Below are 22,392 nucleotides of genomic sequence, written 5' to 3'. Positions count from 1 at the left end.
GCTGTCGGCCGATCCGCACACCGAGTCCCCGGTGCGGGACGCCAGAACCAACTTGAGCAAGCCACCAGCAGCACCGCGGTGAAGATCTGCCACGCCTCCCACCGGCTGCCCATCCCGGGCCGGGCGCGGTGCCCGATCCACGCGACCGCGGCCGGGATCCCGAACGCCAGCCCCAGCACGGTGCCGATCTGCCACGGGCCGCTGCCGATCGCCGGGCTCCAGAGGAGGCGCCACAACTGCCAGAGCAGAACACCGCCGATTGCGCACGGCGTTACCCGCTCCAGACGCCGATTCATGTACGGGACTCTATCGGTATGACTTTCGTCGGGGGTGGTTCGAGACGATCGCCAGAGGAGACGGCAGCGTCCCGGAACCTAGGTTCGGGAGGTGCGCAGAACTCTCCTCTCCACACTGGTCCTGTCCCTGCTCATCGCCCTGTCGCCGGCCCCGGCGCAGGCCCGCTCCGGCGGCTACGACGCCTATCTCCGGGAGGCCCTGGAGGCGACCGGCCTGCCCGGGATGTCCGTGGTGGTGACCCGCGGCGACCAGGTGCTGCACGCGGCCGGGCTGGGTCACGACGCGGACGGTCGGCCGGTCACCGCGGACACCCCGATGCGGGTGGCCTCGGTGAGCAAGTCGTTCACCGCGGCCACCGTGCTCAGCCTGGTCGGCGAGGGCCGGGTGGCGCTGGATCAGCCGGTCGTCGGCTATCTGCCGGAGTTCCGCACGGCCGATCCTCGCAGTGACCGGATCACCGTGCGGCACCTGCTGGACCAGACGTCCGGCCTGTCCGACCGGACTCTCGACGTCACCGCGACCCAGCGTGCGGCCGACCTGTCCGGCTATCTGGCGGTCCTGCGCGACGGGCGGCTCGCGGCCGACCCCGGCACCCACTACGAGTACTGCAACGTCAACTTCGACGTGGCCGCCCGGCTGGTCGAGGTGGTCGACGGGCGCGACTTCGCCGACGCCGTCCGGGCGCGGATCTTCGAGCCGCTCGGCATGACCACCAGCGGTGTGGGTGACCGTCAGGTCCGGCCGGCGGCGGGATTCAACTCGATCTACGGCGCTTGGGTGTCGCGGGCCGAGCTGCCCGGATTCCGGTTCGGGGGCAGCGGATCCGTCGTCAGCACCGCCACCGACATGGGCCGCTGGCTGATCGGCCAGACCGGGCAGGGGCCACGGTTCCTGACCCCGGCCGCCCTCACCACCCTGCACCGGTCGTGGACCGACGGCGACTACGCGATGGGCTGGAGCCGACACGAGGTGGACGGGCGCCGGCTGCTGGTGCACACCGGCAACCTCTTCACGTACACCGCGATCCAGGCCTTCGACCCGCACTCCGGCCTGGGCTTGGCGGTGCTGCTCAACAGCGCCTCGCTGTATGAGGACAACTATGACGTGCTGGTCGGCCTGCTCGCGATCGCCGACGGGAGGCAGCCGGCCGCACCGGGCGGGACCCGGCAGCTGATCGATCTGGGACTGGCCGCCGGGGCACTGATCGCGATCGGGCTCGGGGTGCTCGGGGTGGTGCGGGCCGGCCGGTGGGCGCAGCGGGCCCGCTGGTGGCGGATGGGCGGGGTGCTGCTGCCGGTGGTGGTGCTGGCCACGTACCCGCAATGGGTCTCGTTCCTCTCCAACGGCCGGACGGTGACGTGGGCGCAGGTCACCTATTTCCCCGCCCCGTTGACGATCACGCTCGGGGTCGCGGCGGCGGCCGGGCTGGCGACCGCTGCCGCCCGGCTGATCCGGCTGCGAGCGGTAAGGTCGGGCGGATGAGAAACGGCGCGCTGCTGGTTCTGCTCGCCGGTTCGGCGGTGGTCAACGGGTGGTCACTGGAGTTCGTGCCGGCCTGGCGGCAGGCGTTGTTCGTGGCCATGTTCCTGGCCGCCTACCAGCTCGGCAGGCATCTTCCGGTGACCCATGAGTGGCGGCTGCTCGGTGTCGTCGCCCTGTCCGCGGTCGCGGCCGGGCTCGCCGGGATCGCGGACGCCGTCGACGCCCTGCTGTCCCTCGGCGCCTTCGTGACGCTGCCGTGGATCGCCGGCCGGTTCCGCCGGCAGCAGGCCGAGCTGGTCCGGGCCGCCACCGAGCGGGTGGAGCATCTGGAGCGCGAGCGCCGGTTCGTCGCCGAGCGGGCCCGCCTGCTGGAGCGGGCCCGGATCGCCGCCGACATGCACGACGCGCTCGGACACGAGCTGGCGCTGATCGCGCTGCGGGCCGGCGCGCTCGAACTGGCCTCCGACATGACCGACGGCAACCGGTCGGCCGCCGCCGACCTGCGGGCCTCGGCGGTGGCCGCCGCCGACCGGCTGCGGCACACGGTGACCGGTCTGCGCACCGGCCAGTCCCTGGACGAGCTGGTGGACCGGGCCCGGGAGGCGGGCATGACGGTGCGTCTCCAGCCGGGGCCCGGCGCCGACGATCCGGCCGTGCACCGGGTGGTGCAGGAGGCGCTGACCAACGCGGCCCGGCACGCGCCCGGCACCGCCGTGGACATCCGGCTCGAACGCACCGGGGAGATGATCGTCGTGACGGTCAGCAATCCGCTCGCCGAGGCACCCCCGGGTTCCGGGCCGGCCGGCGAAATCGCGGGGCCGGGCAGCGGGACCGCCGACACGGGTACCGAAACGGCCGGGCTGGGCAGCGGGGCCGGCGACACGGGTAACGGAACGACCGGGCCGGGCAGCGGGACGACCGGCACGGGCGCTGGGACGGCCGGCACCGGCAGCGGGATCGCCGGGCTGCGGGAGCATGTGGAGACCATCAGCACGTCGTCCCGGGAGGGCACGTTCACCGTGACGGCGTGGGTGCGGGCGTCATGATCCGGGTGATCCTCGCCGACGACGAGCCGGCGATCCGGGTCGGGGTGGCGACCATCCTGACCACCGATCCGGAGATCGAGGTGGTCGCCCAGGCCGCCGACGGCCGGGAGGCGATCGAGCTGGTCCGGCGGCACCAGCCGGACATCGCGATGCTGGACATCCGGATGCCCCACCTGGACGGCCTGGCCACGGCAGCCGAACTGGCCACGGTCGCCCCGGACGTCGCGGTGATCATCCTGACCACGTTCGACGAGGACGAGTATGTCGCCGGGGCCCTCGCCCTGGGCGCCAGTGGCTTCCTGCTCAAGGCCGCCGACCCGCGCGAGCTGATCCTGGGCGTCCGCTCGGTCGCCGACGGCGCCGCCTACCTGTCGCCGCGCATCGCCCAGCGGGTGATCACCAGACTGGGCGACGGCATGATCCGCTCCCGCAGCGCCCGCTCCCGCCTGGCGACACTGACCCCCCGCGAACGGGACGTGCTGGGCCTGGTCGGCCGGGGCCTGTCCAACCAGGAGATCGCCCGCGAACTGAACCTGGCCGAGGGCACGGTCAAGGCCCACGTCAGCGCCATCCTGCTCCGCCTGTCCCTGACCAACCGGGTCCAGGCGGCGATCCTGGCCTACGAGGCCGGCCTCACCACCTGATCAGACGATCGGACCAACGAGCACGTCACCGTCGCATGCGGGCGGCCGTCGCCACCACGTACACCAGGCCCGCCGCGAGTCACGCACCTGCCGAGGCCGGCCCGGCCCGCCCGATGAGCGGACCGGCAGCGGGCCGTCAGCGGGCCGCATCGGGGCGGACGGTCAGGGGGATCGACGCGGTGTAGACGACCTCGCCCAGGGCGGTGACCCTGGCCAGGGCCCACCAGGCGCCTCCCGCCCGGGCGGTGGGAGTGGCGCGGACGGTGAAGTCGACGGTGGTGGAGGTGCCGGCGGGCAGGTCGTAGGAGCGGATCCAGGGCTGGACGTCCACCTCGTCACCGGTGTCGCCCCAGGTGCCGAACGGGGAGAGCAGCTGGGCCTCGCCTCGCAGTGTGCCCTCGCCCGGGTTGGTCAGGTGGAGCCGCACGGTGACGGTCTCGCCGGGGCGCACCGTCACCTCGGGCGGGGACAGTTCGGCGCGGATCTCCACCGGGGACAGCGTCAGCGCGTCCTCCAGGGTCTGCCCGTCGGGGCTCACGATCCGGGCCGTCAGATGCCGGCCGCCGGGTGCGGTTCCGGACAGTTCCAGGTCGAACTGCTGGTAGGCGCCGGGTTCCAGGTCGTAGGAGTACGGGCCGGCGGGTGAAACCGACAGGCCCGGCGGTACGTCCAGGATCACCTCGCCGGCCCCCGCCACCGTGCTGGTGCTCACCGTCAGGCGGGCCGCGGGGCCGGACGCGTCGAGGTGCACGGTCACCGGCAGGCCACCCAGCGGCGCCGGTCCCTTGTTGTGCATCCAGTAGCGGGTGAAGACCGGCTGCACCGGCTCGACCGCGGTGGCGACGGGCAGGGCCACGCCCGGGTCAGCGGCGATCGTCACGACGTCGGCCGGTGCGAGGTCCACGACGACGTCGCCGGCGGAGGAGGCCGGATCCGTCTCACCGGCGGACCCGGCCGGATCGGCGGCGGGCCCCCGGTCCGGAACGGCGGTTCGTGGGACCTGGCCGGCGGCTTCGGGATCCGGAACCGCGGTGGAGGGGATCCGGCCGGTGGCGTCGGGGTGCGGTTCGCCGAGGACCGTGGTCCGGGCCGGGGCGCCCAGGCCGCCGTGCAGACGGATCCGGGCCCGGGTGGGGGTGCCGTTGGACTCGTACACCCGGGTGATGATCTTGTCGTTGCCGGGTTTCAGTGCGGTCAGGACCGCGGACGGTGGGGACACCTCGCCCAGGGACGCCCGGGACGGCAGGTCGCCGGGAGTGGGCTGGACCGGGATGGCCAGCAGTGGGTGGTTCGCCTCCTGGCCGGCCTGGACGAAACCGGCGCGGCGCCAGTCGCCCTCGCCGGCCACCAGGCTGTACCGGAACGTGTGTGACCAGTGCTGCAACGCGAATCCGGAGCCGTCCGGGACCGTACGCCGTGGGCCGTCGATCCAGACGCCGCTGGGCCATCCGGTGCAGGCACGCATCAGGTTCAGGTAGAGCGAACCGTCCTGGCTGATCACGAACCCGGGGGTGCCCTGGTTGACCAGCGCGACCGAATAGTCGGAGAAATCCGACTCGTGACGCTGCTGGACCTCGATGACCGCGTCCGCCAGGTCGTCGATGAGAGCGAGCGGATCCGCGACGATCAGCACCGGCAGATCCCGGAGTCCCCGCAGGTCGACCGGGCCGGCGGTGGCGGGAGACGGCGACGCGGGGAGGAAGACGCGGCAGGTGGTGGCCAGGGTTTCGGCGTAGGACGGGTCCGCGCCGGCCAGGATCGCGTCGGTGACCGGATTCGAACCGATCACGATGCGTACGTCCGGCAGATTGGAGTCGGCGTCCAGGGAACCGTACCGGGGCCCGTCCGGCCTCGTCGCCGTCGACGTCACGCCCTGCCGGACCAGCGCCACCACCACGTCCCGCAGGTCGCCGGCGCCGATCACCTCGGCCACCCCGATCGCCACCTGCGCTCCCCCGTCGAACCGGATCCGCGCGGTGGCCGACAGACCGGCCCAGGTGTGCGCCGGATTGTCGAGGGTCCACAGGTTCTCGGCGGTGTCCAGTTCCGGGTAGCCGAAGGACCGCCCGATGGCCGCGAACCCCACCTCGGACACCGGCAGCGCACCGGGCAGATCGAGGTCGAACCGCACCCGCAGCAGCCGGTCCCGGCCGATCGAGCCGTCCACATGCGTCCGGAAGTCAACCCGTGCCGAACCGTGGAACAACACGACTTCACGGGTGATCGTCAACTCGTCGAGACGAGCGACGCTGATCAGCCTGCTGCCGACCGCGCTGTGCTCGACGTGGACGGTGGCGGTGTCGATGCCGGCTCCCGGGCCCTTGGGGAGCAGGTGCCAGGGGCCCTCACCCCAGTAGGGATGGTCGGCGTACTCCTCCTGGAGCACCATCTGCCCGCCGAGCCCGCCGTCGCGCAGCAGTTCCCGGCCGCTGTGCCGATCGACGATGCTGGTCAGCGCTCCGCCCCGGGCGGGATCGGCCCGAACCTCGAAGTGCTCGTTGCGGATCACCGGCTCCTCGGCAGCCGAAATCCATCCGGTGGCTCCCCTGTCACCGGCGTCCACGGCATGCCACACCTGGTAGCCGAGGGACGGCACCGGTTCGGCGAGCGCGGAGAGGCTGACCGACGCGAGGGTTCCGTCCGGGTGATGGGACGCCGCTTCGACGACGGCGGGCACGCCGAGACCGACAGCGGCCGGTCCGGGAGCGGGGAAGTCCAGGTCGACGCGGACCACACCGCCCCGGGACCAGGACAGCGTGTTGGCGACCAGGATCGGCCGGCCGGGGCCGCGGGTGTCAGCGGCGGCGGCCAGCCCGGTGAGCGCGGCGCGACGGGCCGCGGCGCCCAGCTCGTAGGCCTCCCGCCATCCGGCCAGCAGGTCCAGGTAGACCTGATCGGATTCGGTCCCGGTGACCGCGTCGTGGTGGGCGCCGTAGGCCAGCAGCCTCCACGCCTTGTCCAGTTGGAGAGCCGGATAGCCGGTGCCGAGCAGGGCCGCCAGGGTGCCGAGCCGTTCCGCGTCCAGCACGATCGTCTCGATCGCCCGCTGCGCCTGCTTGGTGTCGATGTAGGAGACGTCCTTGCCGGTGTAGACCGGATTCATGTCCCGTGTCTGCGGGGAGAACCCGGACGGCGCGCCGGCGCGCACCGCGTCGAAGAAATCACGCGGCAGACCCATCCGGAAACGCGGCCACACATACCGTTTCGCCCATTCCCGGTGGATCTCGGTGCACCACTTCGACGGGATGTTGTGGTCGTGCCCGACCGGCAGCATCACGTTGCGGGTGGCCGCCACCTTCCGCAGTTCCCGATACTGGTGATAGGCCTCGACGAGGGCCTCCTCCAGGGTCTGCTTCCGTTCCACGTCCCATCCGGCCACGTAGTGATTGGCCATGTACGAGGTGAGCAGCCCCCGCCCGCTCGGGGAGATCCACTCGAATTCGCTGGGGAACTGCATCCGTTCGATGTCCCCGGTGTGCCGCCGCGGCCCGATGTGATGGAACGGCCCGCGCGCCCAGGAACCCGAGGTCAGCCCGGCGTCGGCCATCAGCCCGGGGAACGCCGGGTCGTGCCCGAACACGTCCAGCATCCACGCCGACGCCGGATCCCCGCCGAGCACGTCACGCTGGTATTCCACGCCGAGCGCGGTGTTGCGAATGGTCGACTCGGGGTGGGTGAGATTGGTGTTCGGCTCGTTGTACATGCCGCCGACCAGCTCCACCCGGCCCTCCCGGAGCATCCGGCGCAGGTCGGCGCGGTCCTCCGGATAGACGTCCCAGTACGGCTTCAGATAATCGATCTCGGCGAGCACGAAACGGTAGTCGTCGTCGAGCCGGGCGGCGTCGATGTGGGCCCGGACCAGATCGAAGGCGGTGCGGACGAAAGCGGGTCGCAGTTTGTCGGCCTTCGGCACGTCCGGCAACTGCTGCCACACCTCGGTGAACCCGCGCTGGGTGTTCCACCACACCGGGTCGTAATGGAAGTGCGACACCATCCACATGGTCCAGCCGGTGTCCGCGGCCCGGATCGTCCCGTCCCTCGACGCGGATCCGGCGACGGCGGTGACCCGGTGCGGCGAGCCGGTGGTGAACGGGGCCGCCACGACCACCCCCACCTCCACCGTCAGCTGATCACCAGCGGTCAAAGCAGGGATCAACACCGGTTCGGGGGTACGCACGGAGGGTCCCTCCACCCGTACCCGCGAGGGGGTGGTCGCCGAGTCGGCGGCGACGGTGACCCGGACCACCTGCCGGGGTGCCGCCTCCGGCCCGAGGAACAGATCGGTGCCTTCGATCGCGGTGATCCGCATCAAGAACTCCATGTGAACGGTGTCGCCCGAGCCCAGTCCGCGCCCAGTTCGCTGTACAGGTTTCCACCGGCGGCGGCCCGCCGGGTGAGGTCGATCAGATCGGTCAGGTCGTCCTGGGGCACCGGCAGCGGGTCGGGGCTGAGCCGGACGGCCTCGACGACCTGGGTGAACGCCAGGCACCCGGCCAGCGGAACCAGCAGCTCAGCGGTCCCGGCCAGGTGGTCGAGAAGGTTCTCCAGCAGATCGGTGCGAGAGAACCGGGCAGAATCCGCGAGGGGGCCGGGCCCGCCGCTGACCAGCAGGTCCCGGGTGTAGTGCAACGCCACGCTGTCACGGCTGCCGTAAACGGTCACGACCGGTTCGGTCTCCGGCTCCGCGCACAGCGTCGCGGCCACCGTCACCAACGTGCCCCGGGCGGTCCGGATCCGCACGCTCGCGGTGTCGTGCGACTCGGCCGCCCGGGTCCGGTAGGCGTCCAGTTCGACCCGGCGGACCGGTTCGGCGCCGGAGCCGTCCAGCAGCAGGGCGGCGGCGATGGCGTGCGCGAACGGATTGGTCAGCGCCCCGTCGTTGACCTCCCGCCCGGCCAGGCGGCGGCGCCCGGCCCAGGCGGCCCGGTGCCAGTAGGCCTCGCCGCGCCACCACAGTCCGGCGGCCCCGATGGCGCGGATCTCGCCGAGTTCGCCCGCGGCGATCCGGTCGCGCAGGGCGGTGACCGCACCGGAGGCGTTGGCCTGGAAGCCGACCTGAACGATCCGCCCGGTCTCCCGCTGCACTGACAGCAGATGATCGAATTCGGCCAGCGTCGGTGCGACGGGTTTTTCCAGGAGCACGTCGGCGCCGGCCCGCATCGCCGCCTCGGCCAGGTCGGTGTGGGTGTGTACCGGAGTACAGATCACCACCACGTCCGGATTCTCCGCGGCGAGCAGGGTGTGCAGGTCCGGCGCCCAGGCGACGTCGCCGGCCAGCGCCCGCTCCTCGGCGCAGAGCGGGCGCGGGTCGGCGACACCGGTGAACCGAACCCGCCCGGCGGCGTGCAGCCGGGCGAGGTTCTCCAGGTGGCCGCGCCCGTGCCCGTGGGCGCCGGCCAGCACGACCCGGGGGACGGGCCCGGAACCGTGCGCGCCGGCCGGACCACTCCGGGGGACGGACCCGAAAACGGGCACGCCAGCCGGACCACCCCGGGGGACGGACCCGAAAACGGGCACGCCAGCCGGACCACCCCGGGGGACGGATCCGGGAACGAACGTTCTGTCCGCCCGGGCCCCGCGCCGGGCCGCGGGTTCGCGGCGCGAGAACGAACGTTCTGTCCGCCCAGACTCCGCACCCGGCGCCACCTGAGGAACGATCATGCCCGGCGGACCCGCACCTGGACGGCGGAGCGGGTGTAGACCGCCTCAGCCCGGAACCCGGGCGCGCTGACCTGGGCGAACCGGCCCCTGACCCGCTTGGCGTCGATCACGGTGAGCAGGCCGGGCTTGTCGGCGGTGACCTCCAGGGTGCTGCCCGCGCCGATCACGACGTTCCGGGCGTCCACCTCTCGGGCCCGCAGGGTGCCGCCGCGGATCTCCAGGTCACCGTCCCCGAGAGCGCGGGAGGAGGCTGCGATGAGGGTGCCACCGAGGATCCGCACCCCACCCCGGAACCGGTTGGCGCCACTCAGTGTGAGCACACCGCTGCCACGCAGCGTCTGCCCACCGGGCCCGGAGATGTCGTTGCGCCAGGTGTCGGCCTGGCCGTCGAGGGTGACGTCGACGTCGGACGCGAACGCGCCGTACCCGTCGGCCGCCGTGAACAGGTCGAGGCGGCCCCACTGCTCCGGGCCGTCGAGCAGCGCGTACCCGCCGGGCAGGGCGGTGCTCCGCAGGACCGCGCGCCGCTGGGCGGCGGTCAGATACGGCTGCCGGGTCTCCAGCAGCACCTCGGCGCCCTTCGGCACGGTCAACGGCCGGTCGCGGCCGGTGCGGGGCAGGATGTAGGTGAGGCGCGGCACGATGGACCTCCGGTTGGCGACCCGATCGCCGTACGGGCCCGGAGCACTCTGGGAAGCAGTGGCCAGGAAGTCCACGGCCTGTGCCCGGGCGGCCGTCTTCAGGGCCGTGTTCGCCGGATCGTTGAGGATCGCGGCGGCCAGCGCGGTGGCCAGGATCCGTCCGCTGACGACGTCCAGCGGCGAGTGCATGCCGGCCGTGATCCGGGTGTCGGCCAGGTCGAAGGCCGCGGTGAGCAGTTCCTGGTATTGCTCCGGGAAGGCGTACGCGAAGGAGAGCGCGGCCAGGAACAGCGCGTTGGTGTGCCCGCTGGGGAATCCACCGTCGTCGGCGGGGGTGGTCCCGCGCTGGCGCAGCAGCTGCGGGACGACCACGACCTTGGACCGGTAGACCGGGAATCCGAACTCGTCGACGGCCCCGGTGTCGATCACCGTGCTGTCGGTGGTCATCCGCCAGGGCCGGGGGTACTGGAAGGCGAACTTCGAGGGGTTGGACGACGACCAGTTGCCGCGGACCGTGTTGACCAGGGTGACGATCTGCCCGAGTGACGAGGTGGGCGAGCCGGCGCCGAGGGTGGCGCCGGCCGGTGCCCCGGCGGGGACGAAGTCGCTGACCGTGGTGGCCGGGGTGGTGGCGGGCGCCTCGGTGATCCCGGTGACGGCCAGGGCGGCGCTCTTGTAGGCGTCGGACCAGGGCCCGAGCCCGGCGATGACGGCGTGGCTCTGGTGCTGGCGGTCGACCACGAAGGCGCGGGCGCCCTCGGCGGCGGTGCGCGAGGCGGTGCGGGTCTCACAGAACCGCATGTTGGCGCGCAACGTAGACCGGTCCAGGACGGTGCCGTTGTTCCAGGCGGTGCCGGTGCGCCAGTAGGCCCCGAGCCCGGACAGGACGCGTACGGCGGCGTTGGTCTCCGGGGTGAGGTTGGTGGTCAGGTTGGTCTGGTAATCGTCGACGAAGGCTTTGATCCGGGTGGCCAGGGCGGGCTGGCTGAGCAGGGGGGCGGCGACACCGGCGGCGGTGGCGGCGAGCAGGGTGCGGCGGCTCATCAGCATCAGGGGGAACCTCAGTCTTTCAGGCCGGCGTTCATGTCAGCGCTCATCACGTACTTCTGGAAGATCAGGTAGATGGCGACGAGCGGGACCATGGACATCACGGAGGCGCCGAGCAGGACGGACCAGTTGATGTTCTGCGCGCCGATGATGCTGGCGACGCCGATCTGGAGGGTGAACTGGTTGGGGTCGTTGAGGATGATCAGCGGCCAGAGGTAGTCGTTCCAGCGCCACTGGAAGGAGAAGATCGCCAGGGTCATGATGATCGGCTTGGCCAGCGGCAGCATGATCCGCAGGAAGGTGGAGATCTCACCGGAGCCGTCGATCCGGGCGGCTTCGAGCAGGTCGTTGGGGACGGTGACGAAGAACTGGCGGAACATGAAGGTGCCGGTGGCGGTGATGACCGCGGGCACGATGACGCCGGCCAGGTTGTTGTAGAGGCCGAGGTCGCGGACCACCACGAAGAGCGGGGCGAGGATGGTCTCGCCGGGCAGCATGGTGGTGGCCAGGATGCAGACCGCGAAGATCTTCAGCCACCAGCTCTGGTATTTGGCCAGGGCGTATCCGGCGGCGGCGCTGGCCACCACGGTGAGCACGGTGGCCCCGACCGCCACGATCAGGGTGTTGACGAAGTAGCCGGCGAAGTCGAACTTGGTCCAGGCCTCGGTGAAGCCGTCCAGGGTGAACCGGCTGGGGAAGAACGTCAGCGGGTACGAGAACAGTTCACCGGCCGGCTTGAACGAGCTCATCACGAACCAGAGCGTCGGGAAGCCGTACACCACCACCAGCAGCCACATCACCGCGCTGGAGCTGATCTTCCGAGCCAGGTCACCCGTACGGCTGCCGGGTTTCTTGTTCTGTTTCGGGGTGCGCAAAGCCGGGGGCATGGTTTCGGCAGCCATGTCAGCTCTCCTTCCGGCGGTTGGCCATCAGCTGGATCAGGGCGATGACCATCAGGATCAGCAGGAGGACGAACGACGCCGCGCTGGCGTAGCCGATCTGCGCCTTCTTGAATCCGGTGGTGTAGATGTACTGGACGATCAGGTTGTTGGCGGTGCCCGGCCCACCGGCGTTGACCGCGACGATGAGGCTGTACTCCTTCATCGCGTGCAGCGTGCTGAGCAGGATCACGATGAACGTGGTGGGCGCGATGGCCGGCAGGGTGATCCGCCGGAACTTCTGCCAGGCGCCGGCGCCGTCCAGTTCAGCGGCCTCGTAATACGCGACCGGCACGTTCTTCAGGGCGGCGACGAACAGCAGCATGTTGAACGCGGTGCCGCCCCAGGTCGCCGCGATGATCACCACGATCAGCGACAGGTCGGCGTTCGACTGCCACGGGACGGCGTCGAAACCCATCTCGGTGAGGATGAAGTTGACCAGGCCGAAGTTCTCGCCGAACAGCCAGCGCCAGATCACGCCGGCGATGATCGGTGAGATCAGCCAGGGCAGGAAGAACACGATCCGAGCAAAACCCTTGCCCTTGGTGTACGGGCTGACCAGCAGATATGCCGTGCCGAGCGCCGCGACCAGGCTCAGTGGGACGACACTGCCGGTGTAGATCAGGGTCCGCCACAGCGCCGCCCAGAACGCCGGGTCGTCCATCAGGCGGGTGTAGTTGTCGGCGCCGACGAAGGGGGCGGTGCCGATGCCGGTGTAACTGGTGAAGGAGTACCCCAGGCCGATCGCCGCCGGCCACACGAAGAACAAGCAGAACAGAACCAGGTTGGTCACGATGAAGAGCAGGGGCGCCCCGACGTAGCTGTTCAGCTTCCGCCGTTTCCGGGGCTGGGCTACCGCGGTGTCGACCATGGGTCACTCTCTTTTCAGCGGATGTGGCCCACCCCACGGGGTGGGCCACAAGCCATGGTCGGTCAGCCGAGCTGCTCGTTCCAGCCGTTGACGATGTTGGTGACGGTGGTGTTGACGTCCTGCTCACCGTTGATGAGCTTGGCCATCTCGACCTTGGTGGGGTCCTCGGCGGCGGGCTTGCCGGCCAGCAGCAGCGTGGTCTGGCTGGCCTGGCCGGAGGCCGAGATCGGGTCGGCGGCCGCGATCTCCTTGTTGTACAGCGCGAAGGCGTCGAGTGCCTGCTGCTTCTCGAACGGGTACTTCAGGTCCAGGCCCTGCTCGATCGGCAGGTAGCCGTTGGACTGGGCGAGCTTGGTGTAGTTGGCCGGCTGGAAGAGGAAGTCCACCCACTTCTTGGCGGCCTCGGCGCCGTCACCGTTGAACGCGGTGACCAGACCACCGAGGTTGATGTCGGTGGCGTGCACCGGCTGGGCCGGGGTGGGGGCGGAGGCCCACTCGAACTCGGTGATGCCGTCGGCGAAGTCGGCGACCTGCCAGACCCCGGAGTAGTACGCGACGACCTGGCCGCTCTTGAACAGGGCGCTCGGGTCTGCGCCGGAGGTCCAGACCGACTTCGGCATCACCTTGTCGTCATTGATCTTGGCGAAGTCGGCGATGGCCTGCACGGTGGCGGCGTCCGGCTGGACGTACTTGTTGTCCGGACCGAGCTGGAAGCCCTTGCCGCCGCGGGTGTAGATCCAGGAGCGGATGCGGGCCGGCGAGTTGTCGTAGACCAGCTCGTACTTCGCGTTGGTCGCCGACTTCACCTTGGCGGTGGCGGCCAGGAAGTCGTCCCAGGTCCAGGTGCTGGCCGGGTCGGTGGGGTACTCGACGCCGGCCTTGTCGAACAGGCTCTTGTTGATGTAGAGCCCGGCGGCGGTGACGTCCGAGGGGATGGCCAGGACCTTGTTGTCCTGGATGGTGACGAAGTCCTTGTTGATCTTGTTGGCTTCGTTGTTCGCGATCGACGAGAGATCCTGCACCTGGTTCACCCAGAGCGGGTCGAGGGCCGGGACGCTGGCGGTGTCCGGCAGGGCGTTCGCCTGCGCGGCCTGCTTCAGCTTCTCCTTGTAGCCGTCGTTCGGGATGTTGACGATCTCGACCTTGACGCCCTCCTTGGCCTCGAACTCGGCGGCCAGGTCGGTGTAGCCCTTGTCCTGGGCGTTTGTCGAGTACCAGAAGGTGATGCTCTTGACGTCACCGTCTCCACCATCGGAGCCGGATCCGCAGGCGCTGAGTGCGAGAGTGGCGACGACGCCCACCGCGAGTGTGCTCAGGCGCCCCTTCCGGGCGAAGGCCGAAATGCCCATGACTATCTCCTCGATGAAATGTCTTCTCGTGGCGAGGGACGTTAGAGGAAAGCGCTTACCTCGTCAACGACTTGTTCATTCGGTTGTGCACTGGTTATCGACTTGTGCCTATTCTCGGCAGGCACTCATCGGTAACGTTTCCTAATTGATGCGCAGGCTCAGGCGCGAGGGGGCTTTTCCGGTCACGTAGAGGCGCACTCCGCCCGCCGCGTCGGTCCCGCCGAGAAACTCGTACTCCTCGCCCGGGTGGTACCCCGGGCCACCCTCGGACGGCGTCTCCGGGGCTTCCAGGACGGTCACGGTCAGTGCGTCGTCGCCGACCCGGTAGGTGGCCGGCCCGGACTCCAGATGCCATCGGCCGTCACCCAGCGCGGTGGCGCCGGACAGCTCGCCACCCGGCCGGAAGGCCAGCTCCAAGGACCAGTCCACCACCGCCCCGGCGACCTCCACCTGCAGGTCCGCGCCGGTCTCGGTGAGCGTCACCCGGACGTCGGTGGTCAGCGTGACCTGGTCGCGGGCGCGGCGGGCGAAGTCCATCGCGGCACTGAACCGGCCGTCGTCACCGACGGTATATCGCCCCTGTTCATCACGGTCAGTGACGTCCAGTGGCTGGTAGTACGCGGCGGACACCGCCTCCCGCAGATGCGCGGTGTCCCCGTCGAGGATCAGGCCGTCGGAGCGGAACGGGCCCAGCCCGAAGAACGTGCGGGACAACCGGGCGCTGTCCAGGACGGCGGCGCCGGAATACAGCCGCAGGAAGGTCGGCGAGTTCGCCAGCCCGGAACGGATCCGCTGGTGACGGGCGTGATCGGAACCGCCGAACACCACCGCGGCACGGCCCGGGCGGTGGGCGGCGACCGTACCGGCGGCGGTGAGATGTCGTCGCCGGACCGGATCGGGCGGGCTCGCCGGCGGCAGGACCCGCCCGATCGCCGGATGCAGCAGCAGCGCCGCGGCCGCACCGCCCGGCGAGTCGATGCCCTGCTCCAGCGCCAGCCCGGCGGCCCAGGCCAGATCACCCCGGCCGCGCTGGACGGCGAGCAGCCGCAGCGGCAGCAGGAAGGCGCGTAACGGCACCGGCCACTTCTGGTCCTGGCGCCGGGACAGCACGGTCTCCACGGTGCCGTCCGGCAGCAGCAGGTCCAGGGTCACGGTCAGGTTGGCGGCCACCGCGTCGGCCAGATCGGGGCGGTCGAAGACGTCGGCGATGGTCAGCAGCGAAGGGTTGGAGACGTACGCGGCATAGTTGGCACTGCGCTCGGACCAGAGACCGTCCTCGATGTCGACACCCTCGGCCAGCCACTGCTCCACCCGGTGCCGCAGGGCCGGCCGGGGGTCCAGGCGGTGCAGCCGGGCCAGCGCGGCGGACAGTTCCCACCGGTGGTTCGGGGTGTGCACACCGCCCTTGAGCAGGGCCGGAGTCATCGAGTCGAGCAGCCCGCCGAGATCGTCGGCGAGGGCGTGACCGCGCAGCAGGAGAGCCGCGTCGGCCAGGTCGTTGACACTGAACGCGGAGTCCGGCGGCGAGTCGACGTTGTCGCCGCCGCGGAACAGGCCGCTCGGGTTCTGCAGCCCGCGCAGCAGCCCGGTCAGCTCCCGCGCGGGTTCGAGCAGCGTCTCGTCGCCGGTGTGCCGCCAGGCGGCGGTCAGCGACCGCACCCGCTCGGCCAGCCGGCGGTGCTGCATCGACCGCCACCGGCCGGCGTCCTCGGCGAGGATCCCGGCGACCTCCCGGTCCAGAGCGGCGCGGACCCGGGCGGTGAAGACGGGATCAGGATCGGTCACGTCGTCCTCTTTCCTAATGAACCTAATGACGTGAGAAAATCGGAAAGCGCTTTCTGCAGACGGCCCGGAAAGGTCAGCGGCGATACAGCGCGGGAACTTCCGGAAGGTTGACGGAATGCCGCTCGCCGCTTTCCAGGGCGGCCACGCAGGCAGCCGCCACGAAAGTGGCCGCGAAACCGTCCCAGGCGGTCGCCCCGCGGTCCGTGCCGTCGATCCAGTCCTGCAATTCCCGGCGGTACGCCTCGGCGAATCGGGGCCGCCAGTCGGCCGGCAGTTCCCGGGCGTGCAGACCACGCGCGCGCAGCGAGGTCGGCGGCGGCGCGTCCAGGGTGACGGTGCCCGCCTCGGCGACCAGCTCGCAGCGCACCTCGTAGCCGTACCGGGCGTTGACGAAGATCTCCACGTCGGACAGCACCCCGGACTCGGTACGCAGGATCAGCAGCTGCGGGTCCTGCGTACCGCCACCCTCCGCGGTGGCGCGCGGGGTGTGCACGGTGACCTCGGTGATCTCCTCGTCGAAGAGCCACCGGGTGATGTCCAGCTCGTGCACCGCCGAGTTGGTGATCAGCGCCGAGCTGGGCAGGCCGGGCACCGCGGCCGGGTTGCGGTGCACGTTGTGCAGCATCAGCGGCGTGCCGACCGCACCCTCTTTGAGCAGGGCTTTCAGGTCGGTGTAGCCGGGGTCGAAGCGGCGCATGAACCCGACCGTGACCAGCCGGCGGCCGGCGGCGACCTCGGCCTCCAGGATCCGGGTGCAGCCCTCGACGGTCGGGGACAGCGGCTTCTCGCAGAGCACCGCCTTGCCGGCCGCGAAACACGCCAGCACGAACTGCTCGTGGGTGGCGTCCGACGAGGCGATCAGCACCGCGTCGATGCCGTCATCATTGATCAACATGTACGGGTCGGTGAACACCCGCGCGCCACCACTGTTCGCCGCGACCCCACCGGCCCGTTCGGCGTCCAGGTCGAAGACCCCGGCGACACACGCGCCGGAGACCGCCCCGGTGAGCAGCCGGGCGTGGTCGGCGCCCATGATGCCGGTGCCGATGATCCCGATCCGCTTCACCGTGGTTCCGCCGATCCCGGCCTGGTCGGGTTCGAGCATGGTGGTCATCGGATCTCCTTGAGGAACGCGAGGCTGCTGCGGACGTCGTCGACCGGCCCGGTGCCGTCGGCGGGCGGGCCGGCCAGGGCACAGTCCTGTTCGAGGACGTACCAGCCGGTGTACCCGGCGGCTTCCAGAGCGCTGACGATCCCGGTGATGTCCACGTCACCGGCGCCCAGCGGGGTGTACAGACCGGCCCGGACCCCGTCGATGTACGCCCGGCTGCCGTCCTGCACGGTCGCCGCCACCGCCAGGTTCACGTCCTTCAGGTGCACGTGGGTGATCCGGGCCGCGGCCAGTTCGAGGAGCTCGGCCGGCTGCATGCCGCCGATCAGCAGGTGCCCGGTGTCCAGGCAGATCGGCACGTCACTGCCGTCCAGGACCCGCAGCACCGCCTCCCGGCTCTCCACAGCGGTGCCGACGTGCGGGTGCAGACTGGACCGCAGGCCGCGCTCGCCGGCCATCCGCTGCAGTGTCTCCAGGGTGGCGAACAGGGTGTGCCACTCGGCCTCGGTCAGGTGCACCTTGTGGTCGTAGCTGCCGTCCGCGGACCGGGCCGCCAGCACCACCACCTCGGAACCGGCGGCGGCCAGCACGTCCATCGCCGCGGCGGCCTCGGTGAGATCGTCTGCGGTGCAGACGTGCATCGGCACCGGCAGGAAGCCGCCGATCAGCCCCATCCCGGCCCGGTCCAGGGTGACCCGGACGTCCGCCGGGGTCTGCCCCAGGTAGCCGGTCGGGCCCAGCTCGGTGGCGCGCAGGCCCAGCCCGCCCATCTCGGCGAGGACCCGGTCGGCGGGCAGCTCGTGCCCCCAGCCGGGCGCCTCGCAGACACCCCAGGAGATCGGGGCGCCGCCGATGCGTTCCGTGAAGCCGGTCATGGCTGTCTCCTCCTTCTTAGAGGTGGTCGCGCTGGGCGCGCTTGTCGTCGACGTACTTCTGGTATGCGGTCCGGACCGACTCCAGCGACGAGACCTCCGCCACCGGCACGTCCCACCAGGACCCACTGGACGGGGCGTCCACCATCGGGTCGGCGTCCACGTGCACCACGGTCACCCCGTCGGCCGCGCGGGCCTCGGCGAGCGCGTCGCGCAGCTCGTCCACGGTGGTGGCCCGGAGCACCGTCGCGCCCAGGCTCGCCGCGTTGGCGGCCAGGTCGACCGGGAGGGTGCCGCCGCCGAGACGGCCTGCTTCGTCGCGGTAGCGGTAGGCGGTGCCGAAGCGCTGGGCGCCGACCGACGCGGAGAGCCGTCCGATGGAGGCGTAACCGTGGTTCTGGACCAGGACCACGATCAACTTCACCTTCTCCTGTACGGCCGTGACCAGCTCCTGCGCCATCATCAGGTAGGAGCCGTCGCCGACCAGCACGAAGACCTCACGATCGGGGGCGGCCAGCTTCACGCCCAGACCGCCGGCGATCTCGTAGCCCATGCAGGAGAAGCCGTATTCCACGTGGTAGCCCTTGGGGTCCCGGGTGCGCCACAGTTTGTGCAGGTCGCCGGGCATCGAGCCGGCCGCGCAGACGACCACGTCACGGGGTTCGGCGGCGTCGTTGACCGCGCCGATGACCTCGGTCTGGGCGGGGAGTGGGGTGTGCCCCAGGTGGTAGGCGTGTTCGACGACGGCGTCCCAGGCCTTTACTTTTTCAGCCGATTTTTCGCGATATGCCGCTTTTGTTTGATAGGTGAGCTGCGCCTGGAGTGCCTCCAACGCTGCCCGCGCATCAGCCACCACCGCTTCGCCGGCGTGCTTGGCGGCGTCGAACGCGGCGATGTTGATGTTGACGAACCGGACCCCGGGCGCGGCGAACGCGCTGCGCGAAGCGGTGGTGAAGTCGCTGTACCGGGTGCCGATGCCGATCACCACGTCGGCGTCCCGGGCGAACTCGTTGGCCGCCGTGGTGCCGGTCGCACCGACCGCGCCGAGAGCGAGCGGGTGGTCGTACCGCATGGCGCCCTTGCCCGCCTGGGTCTCGGCCACCGGAATGCCGGTGGCCTCGGCGAACGCCAGCAGCGCCGCGGTCGCCTCGGAGTAGATCACTCCCCCGCCGGCCACGATCAGCGGGCGCTCGGCCGACCGGATCACCGCGATCGCGCGGGCCAGCGCACCGGGCTCCGGCAGGGTCCGCGGCACGTGCCAGGTCCGTGGCCGGAACAGCTCGTCCGGGAAGTCGTACGCCTCGGCCTGCACGTCCTGCGGCAGGGCCAGGGTGACCGCGCCGGTCTCGGCCGGATCGGTGAGCACCCGCATCGCGCCGAGCAGCGCCGACGGCAGCTGCTGCGGGCGCCACACCCGGTCGTAGAAGCGCGACACCGGGCGCAGCGTGTCGTTGACGCTGACGTCGAATCCGCGCGGGTCCTCCAGCTCCTGCAGCACCGGGTTGGCGACCCGGGTGGCGAACACGTCGCCGGGCAGCAGCAGCACCGGCAACCGGTTCACGGTGGCCAGCGCGGCCCCGGTGACCATGTTGGTGGCGCCCGGCCCGATCGAACTGGTGCAGGCCAGTGTGGACATCCGGTTGCGCTGCCGGGCGAACCCGGTGGCCGCGTGCACCATGCCCTGCTCGTTACGGGCCTGCCGGAACGGGACCGCGTCCGGGTCGGTCAGCTCCGCCTCCAGCAGCGCCTGCCCCAGCCCGGCCACGTTGCCGTGCCCGAAGATGCCGAACCAGCCCTCGATCAGCCGGTGTTCGGCCCCGTCGCGTTCGGTGCGCTGGGCGGCCAGGAACCGCACGACGGCCTGGCCCACGGTGAGTCTCATCAGCTCTGTCCCTTCCCGAACGGCAGCCGCGGGTCGATCTCCTGGCCGGTCCAGGTGTCGCGCACCCACGCGTGCTCGGGTTCGTCCTCGATCACCCAGGCCCGCTCGCCGGGCCCGGCCATCACGTTCAGGTAGTAGAGGTCGTACCCCGGGGTGGCCATCGACGGGCCGTGCCAGCCGTCCGGGATCAGCACCACGTCACCGGTCCGGACCTCCCGCACACCGTCAGCGCGCTGATATCCGGGCCCGTCGCCGGCCACCTCGAAGTAGTAGATCTCCTCCAGGGTGTCGTGCTTGTGCGGCGGGTACGACGACCAGTTGCCGCCCGGGGTGAGCACCTCGCAGGCGATGATCCGGTCGGCGTCCAGCACGTCGGTGGAGGCGAAGTTGTTCACCTGCCGGGAGCAGACCCCGGCGCCGCGCATCTCGATCCGCTGCTCGGCGACCGGCACGTGCCGGAACGGCTTGCGCACCGTGGCCCGCGCGGTGGCCAGCGCGAACCGTCCCCCGCCGGCGCTGTGCAGGGTCGTCTCCGCGCCCACCGGCACATAGACGACGTCCGTCGGCCCGTGGAAAACGCTTTCCCGGCCGGACAGCACGGCCCGGTCGCCGCCGTCCGTCTCCACCACCGCGGCCCCGGCCAGCGGCACGACCACGATCTCGTCGGCGCCGGCCGGATGGGTGTGCCGGCCGCCGGGTTCGATGGTCACCACCCGCAGGCCGCTGTAACCCCAGCCCGCCGACTCCGGTGTCACGATCATGCCGCCACTCCCGCCCGCACCAGCTTCACCGCGGCGTCGACCGCCGCGGCCACGTCCCCGTCCGGCGGGTAGAGCAGGGCCCGGCCGACCATCAGACCGCGCACGCCCGGAGCGGCGAGGGCCTTACCCCAGGCGGCGTACGTCTCCTCCGGGCTCCCCGACGGGTCCCCGCCGAGCAGCAGCGCCGGCATCGTGGTGGCCGCCATCACGGCCTCCATGTCCTCCACCACCGGCAGCTTCAGCCAGGTGTACGCGCTGGTCCCGCCGAGTCCGGCGGCGATCGCCACCGACCGGGCCACCGCGGCCGCGCTCAGGTCGTTGACCACCGAGCCGGTGGCGCCCCGCCGGGACAGGAACGGCTCCACCATGGCGAGCAGCCCACGGGCGGCCAGGTCGTCGACGGCCCGCGCCCCGGCCTCCAGGGTGCGGACACTGCCCGGGTCGTCCGGGTCGATCCGGACCAGCATCTTGCCGCCGTCGAACCGCATCCGCTCGATGGCCGCCGCGTCGTACCCGGTGAACCGGTCGTCCAGCTCGAACACGGTGCCCTGCAGGCCGCCCCGGTTCATCGAGCCGATCGCGATCTTGCCGTCCAGCTCGCCGAGCAGCAGCAGGTCCTCCAGCACGTCGGCGGTGCCGAGCACCCCGTCGACGCCGGGCCGGCGCAGCGCGGTCCGCAGCCGGCGCAGCAGCTCGTACCGGTCGGCCATCGCGCCGACGTCGCCGCGGACACCGAGCGCGCCCCGCGCCGGGTGGTCGGCGGCGACCAGCATCAGCCGGTCACCGGGGTCGGCCAGCAGCGGGCGGCGCACCCGGCGGGCGGCGGCCTCGGCCACCGCCTCCGGACGGGTGGCGCGCAGGCCGCGCAGTGCGGCGAAGTCGTCGTCAGACACGTCCGGCCTCCAGGACCCGCTCGACCTCGGCGGTGGTGGGCATCGCGGTCGAGCATTCGAGCTTGCCGGCGACGATCGCGCCGGCCGCGTTGGCGAAACGGATCAGCCGGTCCAGGGGCCACCCGGCCAGCAGGCCGTGGCACAGCGCCCCGCCGAAGCCGTCCCCGGCGCCCAGGCCGTTGACCACGTCGACCGGGGTGGGCGGTACGCGTACCACATCGTCTCTGGTCCTCGCCAGGACGCCGTCCGGGCCCAGCTTGACCACCGCGAGTTCGGCGCCGGCGTCCAGCAGCGCGGCGGCGGCCCGGTCCGGGTCGTCCTCGCCGACCGCGACCCGGCACTCGGTCAGGTTGCCGACGGCCACCGTCACATGCGGCAGCGCCTCCTGGACGGCCTGGTGCGCGGTCTTCTCGTCGGCCCAGAACATCGGCCGGTAGTCCAGGTCCAGCACGGTCAGCGGGCGGCGGCCCCGGGCCTGCCAGGCGGCCTGGTGCGCGGAGCGGCTCGGGTCCTGGGACAGGCCGGTGACGGTGGCCCAGAAGATCCCGGCCCCGGTGATCGCGTCCAGGTCCAGCTCGGCCGGGTCGATCATCAGGTCGGGGGCGGTGGGCTGCCGGTAGAAGTAGAGCGGGAAGTCGTCCGGCGGGAAGATCTCGCAGAACGTGACGGGGGTCGGCAGGCCGGGCACCGCCGACACGAACCGGTCGTCGACGCCCAGCTCGCCGAGGGTGCGGTGGACGTACGTGCCGAACGGGTCCGCGCCCACCCGGGTGATCACCGCGGTCCGGCGGCCGTGCCGGGCGGCGGCGACCGCGACGTTGGTGGCGCTGCCGCCGAGGAACTTGCCGAACGAGGTGACATCCGCCAGGCCGACTCCGGTCTGCAAGGGATAGATGTCGACGCCGACACGACCCATCGTCACGACCTCGAAATCCCGCATCTCACCTCCAAAGGGCGCGTTACAGCAGCGTGTCGCGACGGTTTCCGCGGCACGTGTGAGCAGCCTCTGCCGAGATGTCGATCACGTCAAGACTTTGTCTTGACATTGTTCTCAACGCACTGACAAACTTCCGCAACTGTCAATGAGCCTCCGTCTATGTGGCCAGGTCGGC

Annotated in this window: 16 protein-coding genes; 3 read left to right on the top strand and 13 right to left on the bottom strand. The window is 71.2% G+C overall.

Annotated features, from left to right (window positions below; translation table 11 throughout):
* The first annotated feature begins 387 nt into the window (after positions 1-387).
* From ACQ0O7_RS12215 to ACQ0O7_RS12205, 3 genes are read left to right on the top strand one after another with little or no spacing between them, the layout of a single operon-like run.
* Positions 388-1,779 carry a serine hydrolase domain-containing protein gene (locus tag ACQ0O7_RS12215; RefSeq protein ID WP_430782120.1) on the top strand — a complete coding sequence of 464 codons (1,392 nt, stop codon included), beginning with the start codon at positions 388-390 and terminating at the stop codon, positions 1,777-1,779.
* Positions 1,776-2,825 carry a sensor histidine kinase gene (locus ACQ0O7_RS12210; protein WP_430782119.1) on the top strand — a complete coding sequence of 350 codons (1,050 nt, stop codon included), beginning with the start codon at positions 1,776-1,778 and terminating at the stop codon, positions 2,823-2,825. Before ACQ0O7_RS12215 ends, ACQ0O7_RS12210 begins: the two co-directional genes overlap by 4 nt.
* Positions 2,822-3,469, top strand: coding sequence for a response regulator (locus tag ACQ0O7_RS12205; RefSeq protein ID WP_430782139.1), 648 nt, complete (start codon positions 2,822-2,824; stop codon positions 3,467-3,469). The genes ACQ0O7_RS12210 and ACQ0O7_RS12205 overlap by 4 nt, the downstream gene beginning before the upstream one ends.
* Positions 3,470-3,605: 136 nt before the next feature.
* On the opposite strand, the gene ACQ0O7_RS12200 is transcribed toward ACQ0O7_RS12205, so the two are convergent.
* The 13 genes from ACQ0O7_RS12200 to iolC form a co-directional block, all read right to left on the bottom strand.
* Positions 3,606-7,778 carry a glycoside hydrolase family 38 C-terminal domain-containing protein gene (locus ACQ0O7_RS12200; protein WP_430782118.1) on the bottom strand — a complete coding sequence of 1,391 codons (4,173 nt, stop codon included), beginning with the start codon at positions 7,776-7,778 and terminating at the stop codon, positions 3,606-3,608.
* Positions 7,778-8,944 (bottom strand): Gfo/Idh/MocA family protein, encoded by a 1,167-nt coding sequence (locus tag ACQ0O7_RS12195; protein ID WP_430782117.1) that lies wholly within the window; start codon positions 8,942-8,944, stop codon positions 7,778-7,780. The genes ACQ0O7_RS12200 and ACQ0O7_RS12195 overlap by 1 nt, the downstream gene beginning before the upstream one ends.
* A 182-nt stretch (positions 8,945-9,126) precedes the next feature.
* On the bottom strand, positions 9,127-10,821 hold the full coding sequence (locus ACQ0O7_RS12190; RefSeq protein ID WP_430782116.1) for a phosphatase PAP2 family protein: 1,695 nt from the start codon (positions 10,819-10,821) through the stop codon (positions 9,127-9,129).
* 11 nt (positions 10,822-10,832) lie between these two features.
* Positions 10,833-11,720 (bottom strand): carbohydrate ABC transporter permease, encoded by an 888-nt coding sequence (locus ACQ0O7_RS12185; RefSeq protein ID WP_430782115.1) that lies wholly within the window; start codon positions 11,718-11,720, stop codon positions 10,833-10,835.
* A gap of 1 nt (position 11,721) precedes the next feature.
* Positions 11,722-12,627, bottom strand: a complete 906-nt coding sequence (locus tag ACQ0O7_RS12180; RefSeq protein WP_430782114.1) for a carbohydrate ABC transporter permease — start codon at positions 12,625-12,627, stop codon at positions 11,722-11,724.
* Positions 12,628-12,689: 62 nt separating this feature from the next.
* Entirely contained in the window at positions 12,690-13,976 is a 1,287-nt protein-coding gene (locus ACQ0O7_RS12175; protein WP_430782113.1) for an ABC transporter substrate-binding protein, read from the bottom strand.
* A 141-nt stretch (positions 13,977-14,117) separates the two neighbouring features.
* A complete protein-coding gene (locus tag ACQ0O7_RS12170) occupies positions 14,118-15,761 on the bottom strand; it encodes a hypothetical protein (protein WP_430782112.1) in 1,644 nt (547 codons plus the stop codon).
* 73 nt (positions 15,762-15,834) lie between these two features.
* Complete coding sequence (locus ACQ0O7_RS12165) at positions 15,835-16,875, bottom strand: Gfo/Idh/MocA family protein (RefSeq protein ID WP_430782111.1); 1,041 nt, start codon at positions 16,873-16,875, stop codon at positions 15,835-15,837.
* On the bottom strand, positions 16,872-17,747 hold the full coding sequence (locus ACQ0O7_RS12160; protein ID WP_430782110.1) for a TIM barrel protein: 876 nt from the start codon (positions 17,745-17,747) through the stop codon (positions 16,872-16,874). The genes ACQ0O7_RS12165 and ACQ0O7_RS12160 overlap by 4 nt, the downstream gene beginning before the upstream one ends.
* Positions 17,748-17,763: 16 nt before the next feature.
* On the bottom strand, positions 17,764-19,626 hold the full coding sequence (gene iolD / locus ACQ0O7_RS12155; protein WP_430782109.1) for a 3D-(3,5/4)-trihydroxycyclohexane-1,2-dione acylhydrolase (decyclizing): 1,863 nt from the start codon (positions 19,624-19,626) through the stop codon (positions 17,764-17,766).
* On the bottom strand, positions 19,626-20,387 hold the full coding sequence (gene iolB, locus ACQ0O7_RS12150) for a 5-deoxy-glucuronate isomerase (protein WP_430782108.1): 762 nt from the start codon (positions 20,385-20,387) through the stop codon (positions 19,626-19,628). Before iolB ends, iolD begins: the two co-directional genes overlap by 1 nt.
* Positions 20,384-21,280 carry a Cgl0159 family (beta/alpha)8-fold protein gene (locus tag ACQ0O7_RS12145; protein ID WP_430782107.1) on the bottom strand — a complete coding sequence of 299 codons (897 nt, stop codon included), beginning with the start codon at positions 21,278-21,280 and terminating at the stop codon, positions 20,384-20,386. Before ACQ0O7_RS12145 ends, iolB begins: the two co-directional genes overlap by 4 nt.
* Positions 21,273-22,220, bottom strand: a complete 948-nt coding sequence (gene iolC / locus ACQ0O7_RS12140) for a 5-dehydro-2-deoxygluconokinase (protein ID WP_430782106.1) — start codon at positions 22,218-22,220, stop codon at positions 21,273-21,275. The genes ACQ0O7_RS12145 and iolC overlap by 8 nt, the downstream gene beginning before the upstream one ends.
* Positions 22,221-22,392: the final 172 nt, after the last annotated feature.

It is taken from the genome of Actinoplanes sp. G11-F43, from assembly GCF_050589265.1.
GTDB lineage: Bacteria > Actinomycetota > Actinomycetes > Mycobacteriales > Micromonosporaceae > Actinoplanes.
Note: the sequence above shows the minus strand (reverse complement) of the source record. Positions and strands in the feature narration are given on the sequence as shown.